Raw genomic sequence first — 11,244 nt, 5'->3', positions numbered from 1 at the left:
ACGACATAAATAATGATTTAGATATTGAAGAGTTCAAGAATCACCCGTTAAATATTGACTATAAAAACGCTTATTTTATTAGTTCTGATGGCGTTTTCAAAGTCTCCAGAGAAGTGGAAAAAATGTCTAAGTCTAAATATAACGTCGTTAATCCAGATGATATCTGTGAGCAGTATGGAGCAGATACCTTGCGACTGTACGAGATGTTTTTAGGACCACTAGAGCAGGCAAAGCCATGGAACACCGCAGGAATCACAGGAGTGTATGGTTTTATGAAAAAGCTATGGAAACTGTATCACAACGATAATGGTTTTAATGTAAGCGACGAGAAGGCGTCACCAGACAGTATGAAAACCTTGCACAAAACCATTAAAAAAGTGCAAGATGATATAGAGAATTTCTCCTTCAATACCAGTGTGAGTAGTTTTATGATTGCCGTTAATGAGTTGACTGCTCAAAAATGTAATAGTCGTGAGGTGCTGGAACCACTTGCAGTTTTAGTGTCACCTTATGCACCGCACATTGCAGAGGAATTATGGTCGCTCTTAGGTCATGAAGAATCTATAAGTGAAGCGTCGTTCCCAGTTTTTGATGAAAAACATCTGGTAGAAAGCAGTAAAACCTATCCGATTTCATTCAATGGTAAAATGAAATTCACACTTGATTTACCAGTAGATGTTTCAAAAGATGAACTAGAGAAAATGGTACTGAATAATGAAAAAGTACAGCAGCAGTTAGAAGGCAAACAAATAAGGAAAACGATTATCGTTCCGGGTAAGATTGTGAATTTTGTGGTGGGGTAATCTTATGGAGTTTACAGTTCTTAAGGGAGTTCTTATGGACAGCTTTAAAGCTTTTGTGTATTAGGTTAACTTAAAAAAACACAAGTTTTCTTGTTTCATTTATTTATTAATTTATCTTTGGGTACAAGAAAAGACTATTTTTTTTATTTAGATAATCCCCTTATTTATGAAAAACTTAAAATTAATCACACTAGTAGCTTTTTTAACTCTATCTATTACCGCTTTTGCACAACCTGATTTTGGTCCTGATGGAGACAATGTAAATGACGCAAATCAAGCTCCTATCCCTGGAATTGCACTGGCTATAGCTGCTGCCGTAGGTATAGGTGTTGTAAAATTAAAGCGTAACAAATAGGAGAAGTCTTTAATTTAAATAGAGCATTACTTAGTCGTAGATTGCTTTTTGTATTTGGAAAGGGCTTCTGTAGAATTCAATTTTAAATTGAACAGTCTGAGTATTCTAATTAAAATAATACGCTTTCGCGAAAGCGAAATTTCTAATATTTACGTTCTATTATAGGGTCGTGAGTCTATGCCACTTCACTTAAAGATTTAAGTAGGTGAAAAAAATAGTGCTGAAAAACTGCATTCTCTTGATGTAATCACCATTAGAAATTGTGATTCAATCATGTCTAGCAACATTATAAAGTTGATAATCACGTAATCTTCATAAATCATAAAACTGTCTGAAAGCAATTAAATTCTTTTGCCACAAAGGAGTTCTAGGGTATCTTTGCAATCCCTTAAAATCAACTCTTTAATAAAATTGCTTGACAGAAGTTAATACCATAGAAAAATCACCGAGTATGGTGAGAAATTTTATAGAAATCACTAAGCCACGATTATCTGTGGTGGTGGTGTTCTCCTCTATTGCAGGCTATTTTCTCGGAGCAGATGCTTATGAGTGGGAAGTAGTCGTTATGCTTGTTATAGGTGGTTATTTTCTAGTAGGCTCCTCAAATGTTTTTAATCAAATTATAGAAAAGGGCCTAGATGCGCTCATGAAGAGGACGCGCAATAGACCGTTACCTACCGGTAGAATTAGTGTTCCTACAGCGTGGATTTATGGTCTGGTTATGGCGTTAAGTGGTATTTATATTTTATACCTCATTAACTTTGCTACAGCTTTCTTCGGTGCTTTGAGTATTATCTTATATGCGGCTGTTTATACACCGTTAAAAACACGGTCTCCGCTTTGTGTTTTTGTAGGAGCATTTCCAGGAGCGATTCCTTATATGTTAGGATGGGTTGCTGCCAGTGGTGATTTTGGTATAGAACCAGGGACTTTATTTATGTTGCAATTTTTCTGGCAATTTCCTCACTTCTGGGCGATAGGATGGATGCTTGAAGACGACTATAAAGCTGGTGGATTTAAAATGATGCCTACGGGAGCTGCAGATCGTGGTACAGCTATTCAAATTATATGGTATACCGTATGGACTATTGCGATATCCTTGATCCCTGCTTTTGGGGTGACAGGTAGTTTATACATGACATGGATAAGTGCTGTTGTGGTGGGCGCATTAGGTATTTGGTTTTTGTATTATGCTATTAAACTATTTAAAGAACGCACTAATCAAGTGGCTAGGAAACTTATGCTGGTTAGTGTGAGTTACATTACATTGATCCAAATCATTTATGTAATAGATAAATTTTTAAGATAAAACATGGAAGAGATAGAGTTAACTCACGAGGAAAAAGTAGGTCGTTCTAAAAAACAGATGATGTGGTTTGCCATAGTGAGCTTAATCATGATGTTTGCCGGTTTAACCAGTGCTTATGTAGTAAGTCGCGGACGTAAAGATTGGGTAGAGATTGAGTTGCCATCGGAATTTTTTTGGAGTACTGGAGTGATTTTATTAAGTAGTTTTACTTTATTTCTTGCCAAAAAAGCCATACGTAATGGTAATAAAAGTGGTGGTACTATTTTAACAGTAGTCACCTTTTTACTGGGTAGTACTTTTGTTTTTATGCAATTTGCAGGTTTTGAAAGCTTAGTAAATGAGAAAATATTTTTAACAGGTTCAGGAAGTAGTGTGAACGCTTCTTTTATTTATGTAATTGTTGTAGCGCATCTTGCACATATTGCAGCTGGTCTTATTGCGCTGTTAGTCATGACGATACGTGCGCTACAAGGAAAGTATACCGCAACAAATATTTTAGGTTTTGAATTAGGAGCTATATTCTGGCATTTTGTAGATGTGCTATGGATATACCTACTATTATTTTTAGTGTTTGCTAAAGACATTTTTTAGAGTACTTTTGCAACACGTTATTTTTAATTAAAGATTATGGATACAACAGTAGCTCCTACTGGTACCGAAGGGCAAACTTGGGGTGGAGGATCAAATCCGCTTAAGGCTAGTTATGGTAAAATGATGATGTGGTTTTTCATCCTTTCAGATGCATTAACCTTTTCTGGATTCCTTGCCGCTTACGGTTTCTCAAGATTTAAGTATATAGAAGAATGGCCTATCGCAGATGAGGTTTTTAATCACTTCCCGTTTATGCACGGGACTGATGCTCCCATGTTTTATGTAGCATTAATGACATTTATTCTGATCGGTTCATCGGTAACTATGGTTCTTGCTGTAGATGCTGGACATCACATGAATAAAAAGAAAGTTTCTTTCTACTTATTACTGACTGTCATCGGTGGTTTGATATTTGTAGGTTCACAAGCTTGGGAATGGAAAAACTTTATTAATGGTGAATATGGTGCTGTAAAGACTAAAGGAGGAAGAATTCTTCAATTTACAGATGCTGAAGGTGAGCGCGTAGCACTAAACTCATTTGTAACCGTAGGAGAACGACCTGTACAAGCATTAAATAATAGTGAAGGAATCTGGTATCAGTCAGATGACCCTATAGGTGCAACTTACACTATTGATGAGGTTAGAAAATCATTTGCAGCAAATCCTGACTTAAGAATAAGAACCCAGCAGTTAGTTGTTAACCAAGAAACAGGAGCTTCTGAAAAGTTAGTACTTTCAAGAGAAGAGTCGTTATTTAAATTAAATAATCAGGCTATAGGTGTAGTAGAAGGAGCAAACCTTAGCGAAAATGAGTACGGAGCACCATTATTTGCAGACTTCTTTTTCTTCATTACTGGATTCCATGGTTTCCACGTATTCTCTGGAGTTGTTTTTAACTTAATTATTTTCTTTAACGTGCTTCTAGGTACTTACGAGAGAAGAGGTAGTTATGAAATGGTGGAGAAAGTAGGTCTCTACTGGCACTTTGTAGATTTAGTTTGGGTATTTGTATTTACATTCTTCTACCTCGTATAATTTTTTAAGATATTAAAATGGCAGATCACGCAGCACATACAGACGGACATGCAGAACACAAATTAGAGATCTTTAGAGGTCTTGTAAAGTTCAAATCAAACACTCAAAAAATATGGGGTGTACTTATATTTCTTTCACTGGTTACCATAGTTGAGGTTGCTCTGGGATATATTAAACCAGACTCTTTAAACGCACATTTCCTAGGTTTGAAATTATTAAACTGGATATTTATTATACTTACTATCGTTAAGGCATATTATATTACTTGGGATTTCATGCACATGAGAGATGAGGTAAGCGGTTTACGTCGTGCAGTAGTCTGGACAGGTGTTTTCTTGATTGTTTATCTTATAGCGATTCTTTTATTTGAAGGAGAATATATTTATCAAGTTTATAAGAATGCCGCTGTAAGTTTTGACTTCTAGTGCATACTAAACGATAACATAATAAGGACGGTTCTTCCGTCCTTTTTTATACCTTAATATGTCAGATTTCCCACAAGCCGAAGGAATTAAACAAACCAGCGAGTTTTCAAAAAAATTCGTGATTGTTGTTTTATTTGCGCTACCACTGGTAGCCTATCTATTTTTTCTTAACGGTGAGAATCATTTTGATACCTTACCCGTGGTTACAGAAAAGGTTCAAGAACTTAGCGATTTTAAACCTGTAAAAGGAACAGCTACTCAATTAAAAGACAGTGTTACTATAGTTACTTTTCTAGGAAACAATCCTTATGATCGCTTAGGGTATGTCTCTAATATTAATGAAAAAGTATATAAGAAATTCCACGAGTTCAATACTTTTCAAATGATCAGCATACTGCCAGTAGCTGGATCTGAAGATATTGCTCAAATTGTGGAACAAATGGGAGAAACCACAAACCTTACTGACTGGCATTTTCTGGAAGGAGATGCAGGAGCGGTGCAATCATTTTATGCTAGTTTTAAAACAGACTTACCGCTTAATGATGATCTCTCGTCAGACTTTGCTTTTATTATAGATGTGAACGGAAATTTAAGAGGTCGTGATGATGATGAGGTTGAAGATGACGGATTAGTCTATGGGTATAATACTAAAACAGCTGCCCAGCTCAATAAGAGAATGATTGACGATATGAGAGTATTGCTTGCAGAATATCGTTTTGCCTTTAAAAAGAACAGAGATCAAAAAATTCAAGAAGATGAGTAAATCTAAAGATACTCCATACTATATAGGACTAGGTATTATCGTGATCATATTTGGATATTTTGCGGTAACAAATATTGTACACTACATTAATAAAGATAAAGTAGTAGACAGTAACCGTTCCGAGGATCGTGCACCTGTTGCAGATAAGTTTTTGAAAAAATTTAATACCGTGCCAGCCTTTGAATTTGTAGATCAGAACGGAGACACTATTTCTAACGAGACCATGAAAGGTCACGTTTACATCGTAGATTTCTTTTTTACATCATGTCCTACTATCTGTGGACCTATGAGCCATAATCTCAAAACAGTACAAGAAAAGTTAAAAGATCATCAAGACTTTAAGATTCTTTCCATAAGTATAGATCCAGAGTACGATACTCAAGAGGTGCTCAAAAAATATGCAGACAGGCATGATGCTATAGATAATACCTGGCACTTTGTAAGAGGAGACAAGGAGGCAACTTATAAGCTTTCTCTAGAAGGGTTCAGTTCTTATGTAGGAGAGAGCGCAGATAGTATTATTAAGTTTGAGCATAGTGGTAACTTTGCACTTGTAGATCGAGAAGGAAACATAAGATCACGCAAAGATGCTTATGGTAACTGGATGATGGTTTACAGTGGAGTAGAAGAAAATGGCATACCACCACAATTACAGGAAATCATAGAAGACGCAGAAACGCTTTTAAACAAGTAATATGAACACATTAGAGAAAAAAGGACCTGGAATTATTATCGCTATCTCTATAGCGGTACCACTCGTAGTAGTTTTATTAATGTTCATGCCAGAACGTTACAACTTTTTGGGCGTTGAGTCTGGATTGTTTCCATTATTTCATGCAGTAATTAATGGAATGACAGCTCTATTACTGCTCACAGGATTTACTTTAATTAAAAAAGGTAATAAACAGGCACACAGAAAAGTGATGACTACAGCCTTTGCTTTATCTGCTTTATTTTTAGTGAGTTATGTCGTTTCTAAAATAAGTAATGAGCCAGTTCCCTATCCAGATGAAGCACCGTTAAAGTTGCTATACCTGTTTATTCTAATAACCCATATTATTTTATCTGGAATTATTTTACCGCTTGTTTTATACACCATGTACTTTGCATGGACTCAAAAATTTGAAAAGCACAAAAAGTTGGCTCGTTGGACTTTCCCTATCTGGATGTATGTAGCCATTACTGGAGTACTGGTATATCTATTCATGTTCCCATATTATTAAGAGATGAAAAAGTTATTAATAGTTCTAGTGATCTTTTTTTACTCCGCTTTCGCGAAAGCGCAATGTGCTATGTGTCGTGCCGTTATAGAAAGCGGTGGAGATACTAAAGCTGCCCAAGGTCTTAATGACGGAATCGTTTATCTAATGATATTTCCTTACCTACTTGTAGGTGGTATTATCTATATGATTTACCGGGCTACTTCTAAAAAAAAGCTCAATTAACATATAATTATTACCTATTACTGTAACATCTTCTCAATTTTAGGGTCTTAATAATTAAGCGTTAAGTACAACTGCGTGTTGAAACACTAATCATGATTGAGATAAAGGACCTGCATAAATCCTATAGCACAGGAAGTAACTCTTTACACGTTCTGAAAGGAATAGACTTTACTGTAAAAGAAGGTGAACTCGTTTCTATAATGGGTTCTTCAGGATCAGGAAAATCTACCTTGCTTAATATTTTAGGAATGCTGGATGAGGCAGATTCTGGAAGTTACACACTGGATGGAGTTCCTATTAAAAACCTAAACGAAAAAATTGCTGCACAGTATCGTAATAAATTCTTAGGTTTTATTTTCCAGTCTTTTAATTTAATCAACTATAAAAACGCGATAGATAATGTGGCACTACCGCTCTATTATCAAAAAGTAAGCCGCAAAGAACGCGATGAAAAAGCGATGTTCTACCTTGAAAAAGTAGGGCTTGCAGACTGGGCAGACCATTTACCTAATCAACTTTCTGGTGGTCAGAAACAGCGAGTAGCCATAGCTAGAGCACTCGCTAGTAACCCTAAAGTTTTACTGGCTGATGAACCTACTGGAGCACTTGATACTAAGACCTCTTATGAAGTCATGGAACTGATCCAGGGCATTAATGAAGAAGGGAGAACCATCCTCATAGTAACTCACGAGCCTGATATTGCTGAAATGACTAAGCGTATCGTAAATCTTAAAGATGGCCGTATTATAGATGATACTTTAGTAAATCAAGTAAAAGCTGCCTCTCATGTTTAATATAGAGCGCTGGCAAGAAATATTTGATACTATAAGTAAGAATAAACTACGTACTTTTTTAACCAGTTTATCTGTAGCGTCTGGTATTTTTATTTTAGTAATCCTATTAGGGTTTTCTTCTGGAATTGAAAATGGTGTGCGCACGCAATTTGAAGGAGATGCGACTAATCGCATATCAGTAAACACGCGCATGACCACAAAAGGTTATAAAGGTCTCAATCCTGGAAGACGTCTTCAAATGACTAATAAAGATTATCAAAATCTAAGTGATAAATATGAAGATCATATAGAATACAAAACGAGTATTTATAGATCATGGGGCGGACAGATTAATTATAAAGAAAAGCAAGGAAACTATCGTATAGAAGGAGCTTTTCCAGACCAGCAGTTTATTGAAAATGCTAGTTTATCACAAGGACGTTTTATAAGCCTGGATGATATAGAGGAATCACGTAAAGTAGCCGTTTTAGGGTATCAAATGAAACAGGACCTTTTTCCTGATACAGATCCTATAGGGGAAACGATTCTTCTTAATAGTAATATTAATTTTATAGTAGTAGGAGTCTATACAGATCCAGGAGGCTCTCGTGAAGAATCTCGCTTGTTTATTCCCATGACTACGGCACAAAAGGTTTTTAATGCTGGAGAGAATATAGACCGTATTGCATATACGGTTAAAATGAGTGATAACTTTGATGAGGCCGTAGCACTGAGCGCGGCTATGCGACAGGCTATAGATCAGGATTTAAGAACTAGATTTAGCGTCGCACCAGATGATCGCATCGCCATAAGGGTAAATGATACACTTGAAGAAGCACAACAAATCTATAATCTTATAGATACCATAAGATGGGTGTTTTGGTTCATAGGTATAGGAACTATCATCGCAGGAGTCGTAGGTGTAGGAAACATTATGTTGATCGTAGTAAAAGAGCGCACAAAAGAAATAGGAATCCGTAAGGCTCTAGGTGCACTTCCTAGTGAAATTATATGGATGGTATTACATGAATCAATTTTTATCACTGCGATTGCTGGATTAGTAGGATTGTTTTTAGGAGTAGGGTTATTACAGTTGATAGCTCCTTATGCACAAACAGATTTTATTAATAACCCTACTGTAGATTTTACCACGTCTATCACAACAGTTATTATTCTAGTAGTGTCTGGAGCACTGGCTGGTTTTATTCCAGCACGTCGCGCCGCAAATATTAAACCTATAGATGCCTTAAGAGACGAGTGATATGTTTAGTAGAGATCGATGGAATGAAATATTAGAAGCGCTTAACGCAAATAAATTAAGAACCTTACTTACCGCTTTTGGGGTGTTTTGGGGAATATTTATTTTAGTTGCTTTACTAGCGCTCACTAATGGGTTAAAAAACGGTGCTACAGCAAACTTTGGAAACCGTGCTACTAATACCATGTTCATGTGGGGACAGAGCACCTCTATGGCATACAAAGGAATGAATAAAAATCGTCGTGTCCAGTTCAAACTGGCAGATGTGGCCGTTCTCAAAGAAAAAATGCCAGGTTTAAAATACGTGTCACCTCGATTACAACTAGGTGGTTATCGTGGAGCAAATAATGTAACGCGTAATGAAAAAACAGGTGCGTTTCAAGTAAATGGCGATTTTCCAGAGTTTATCAACCAGCAGTATATGGATATTGTAAAAGGTCGCTGGTTGAACTATTCAGACATTCAAAAGGAAATGAAGAGTGCCGTCATAGGCACAGACGTTGTTAAATCTCTTTATGATATAGGAGAAGAACCTATAGGGACTTACATTAAATTACAAGGTGTTAATTTTAAAGTAGTAGGCGTTTTTAAAAACCCAAGTACTCAAGGCGATAGTGAAGAAGAAGCAAATACCATTTTCATACCTTTTACGACTTTTGGTAAAGCCTTTAACTCTGGAGATAATGTAGGCTGGATGGCGATTACTGCAACTGATGGTGTAAGTATGACCCAGTTAAAACCACAAGTACTATCCATAATGAGAGAACAGCGCAACGTGCATCCTAATGATATGCGCGCCATAGGAAACTGGGATCTGGCTGAAGAGTTTGCAAAGTTCACAGGCTTGTTTGATATCCTTTCGTTTGTGGGATACTTTGTAGGAGCTCTTGTACTCCTTTCTGGTGGGATAGGCATCAGCAACATTATGTTGATTGTAGTAAAAGAACGTACTAATGAGATAGGAGTGCGCCGTGCACTAGGTGCCACACCGTGGAATATTAAATCTCAAATTTTACAAGAATCGATCGTATTAACATTAATCTCTGGACTTGCTGGAATTGCTTTTGCATCAGGATTAATATGGCTCATGAACTACGCACTCGATCAAGTAGGTCCCGTGGAGAATTTTGCAAACCCATCTGTAAATATTACAGTGGTTATCATTGCTTTAATCATATTAACCATTTCAGGACTACTAGCTGGGTTTATTCCAGCATCTCGAGCTACAACCATGAAACCAGTAGACGCATTAAGAACAGAATAATAACTAAGTAACCATAATGAAACGTACCGGAACAGTAATCACATTATTAGTCATTTTGCTACTTGCAGCAGCAGGGATTTATTATATATGGCAAAAAGATCAAGAAGATCCTATCACTTATACCACAGAGCAACCTACTAAGGAAACGATCATTAAAGAAACCGTAGCCACAGGAAGTATCGTTCCTAAAGAAGAGGTAAATATTAAACCTAATATCTCAGGTGTTATCGATAAGGTTCATGTAGAAGCAGGAGACTTTGTAAAAGCAGGAGATTTAATTGCAGAGATAAAAGTAGTGCCTAATGTAAGCTCGTTAACCAATGCAAAAAACAGTATAGACCAATCCAGAAACTCTGTAGAAACGGCAAAACTGGCACTGGATAATCAAAAAGCTATTTATGATAGACAAAAAACATTATTTGATAAAGGAGTGATTGCCGCAAATGAATTTGACCTTGCTCAAAACGCTTATAATAATGCGTTACAACGCTATAAGCAAGAACAAGTAAACCTGCGTGGAGCACAGCAAAATTATGATATCCTGCGCACCGGTACGACTTCTGGATCATTAGGTAAATATGCGCAAACAGCCATTAGATCTACCGTATCAGGAATGGTGCTAGATGTTCCTGTAAAAGAAGGTAACCAAGTAATAGAAGCAAATAATTTTAACGAGGGAACCTCAATCGCTGTGATCGCTGATATTAAGAAGATGATCTTTGAAGGTAAAGTAGACGAGAGCGAAGTAGGTAAAATAAAAGAAGGCTTACCGCTAGAAATTACCGTAGGAGCTTTTGATAATAAGAAATTTGATGCAGTATTAGATTACGTAGCACCTAAAGGTGTTGCAGAGAATGGAGCTATTCAATTTGCTATTAAAGGAACCCTTAAAGTCTCACAAGACTCCACATTTATTAGAGCAGGATTAAGTGCAAATGCTAGTATTATTCTAGATAGAAGAGATCAGGTATTGAGTATTAAAGAAGCGCTGGTCCAGTACGACCCTAAAACACAAAAACCATTCATAGAAATCGCAACTGGAGACCAGCAATTTGAACGCCGTGAGGTTGAGCTTGGTTTAAGTAATGGAATCGATGTAGAAGTCATTTCTGGAGTAAAAGAAGGTGAAGAAATTAAGGTTTGGAACGCATTAAAAGCGCCTACAGGTCGCGGTGGATACGGCGGTTAAACTTTTTTGTAACAATTCATAGAATAAAGACACA

At 36.6% G+C, this 11,244-nt stretch carries 14 protein-coding genes; all 14 read left to right on the top strand.

Annotated elements, in window-relative coordinates; translation table 11 throughout:
- Positions 1–803 (top strand): class I tRNA ligase family protein (locus tag ACTF48_RS05230; protein WP_438962090.1); only part of this gene is annotated, 803 nt, incomplete at its 5' end.
- A gap of 166 nt (positions 804–969) precedes the next feature.
- Positions 970–1,158: a hypothetical protein gene (locus ACTF48_RS05225; RefSeq protein WP_438962089.1), complete on the top strand. Its 189-nt coding sequence runs from the start codon at positions 970–972 to the stop codon at positions 1,156–1,158.
- 415 nt (positions 1,159–1,573) lie between these two features.
- Complete coding sequence (gene cyoE / locus ACTF48_RS05220; RefSeq protein WP_438962088.1) at positions 1,574–2,467, top strand: heme o synthase; 894 nt, start codon at positions 1,574–1,576, stop codon at positions 2,465–2,467.
- 3 nt (positions 2,468–2,470) lie between these two features.
- A complete protein-coding gene (locus tag ACTF48_RS05215; protein WP_438962087.1) occupies positions 2,471–3,058 on the top strand; it encodes a cytochrome c oxidase subunit 3 in 588 nt (195 codons plus the stop codon).
- 36 nt (positions 3,059–3,094) lie between these two features.
- Positions 3,095–4,093: a cytochrome c oxidase subunit 3 gene (locus tag ACTF48_RS05210; protein ID WP_438962086.1), complete on the top strand. Its 999-nt coding sequence runs from the start codon at positions 3,095–3,097 to the stop codon at positions 4,091–4,093.
- 17 nt (positions 4,094–4,110) lie between these two features.
- Positions 4,111–4,518, top strand: coding sequence for a cytochrome C oxidase subunit IV family protein (locus tag ACTF48_RS05205; protein ID WP_438962085.1), 408 nt, complete (start codon positions 4,111–4,113; stop codon positions 4,516–4,518).
- Positions 4,519–4,576: 58 nt separating this feature from the next.
- Positions 4,577–5,281, top strand: coding sequence for a membrane or secreted protein (locus ACTF48_RS05200; RefSeq protein ID WP_438962084.1), 705 nt, complete (start codon positions 4,577–4,579; stop codon positions 5,279–5,281).
- Positions 5,274–5,975, top strand: a complete 702-nt coding sequence (locus ACTF48_RS05195) for an SCO family protein (RefSeq protein WP_438962083.1) — start codon at positions 5,274–5,276, stop codon at positions 5,973–5,975. The genes ACTF48_RS05200 and ACTF48_RS05195 overlap by 8 nt, the downstream gene beginning before the upstream one ends.
- Position 5,976: 1 nt before the next feature.
- Positions 5,977–6,504 carry a DUF420 domain-containing protein gene (locus ACTF48_RS05190; protein ID WP_438962082.1) on the top strand — a complete coding sequence of 176 codons (528 nt, stop codon included), beginning with the start codon at positions 5,977–5,979 and terminating at the stop codon, positions 6,502–6,504.
- Between the two features lie 3 nt (positions 6,505–6,507).
- Positions 6,508–6,726: a hypothetical protein gene (locus ACTF48_RS05185; RefSeq protein ID WP_438962081.1), complete on the top strand. Its 219-nt coding sequence runs from the start codon at positions 6,508–6,510 to the stop codon at positions 6,724–6,726.
- 92 nt (positions 6,727–6,818) lie between these two features.
- Positions 6,819–7,520 carry an ABC transporter ATP-binding protein gene (locus ACTF48_RS05180; protein ID WP_438962080.1) on the top strand — a complete coding sequence of 234 codons (702 nt, stop codon included), beginning with the start codon at positions 6,819–6,821 and terminating at the stop codon, positions 7,518–7,520.
- Positions 7,513–8,760 (top strand): ABC transporter permease, encoded by a 1,248-nt coding sequence (locus ACTF48_RS05175; protein ID WP_438962079.1) that lies wholly within the window; start codon positions 7,513–7,515, stop codon positions 8,758–8,760. The genes ACTF48_RS05180 and ACTF48_RS05175 overlap by 8 nt, the downstream gene beginning before the upstream one ends.
- Position 8,761: 1 nt before the next feature.
- Positions 8,762–10,021 (top strand): ABC transporter permease, encoded by a 1,260-nt coding sequence (locus tag ACTF48_RS05170; RefSeq protein WP_438962078.1) that lies wholly within the window; start codon positions 8,762–8,764, stop codon positions 10,019–10,021.
- 16 nt (positions 10,022–10,037) lie between these two features.
- Complete coding sequence (locus ACTF48_RS05165) at positions 10,038–11,210, top strand: efflux RND transporter periplasmic adaptor subunit (protein ID WP_438962077.1); 1,173 nt, start codon at positions 10,038–10,040, stop codon at positions 11,208–11,210.
- The last annotated feature ends 34 nt before the right edge of the window (positions 11,211–11,244 follow it).

The organism is Nonlabens sp. (assembly GCF_965660805.1).
Classification (GTDB): Bacteria; Bacteroidota; Bacteroidia; order Flavobacteriales; family Flavobacteriaceae; genus Nonlabens.
This window is presented reverse-complemented; position numbering and strand designations above follow the sequence as displayed.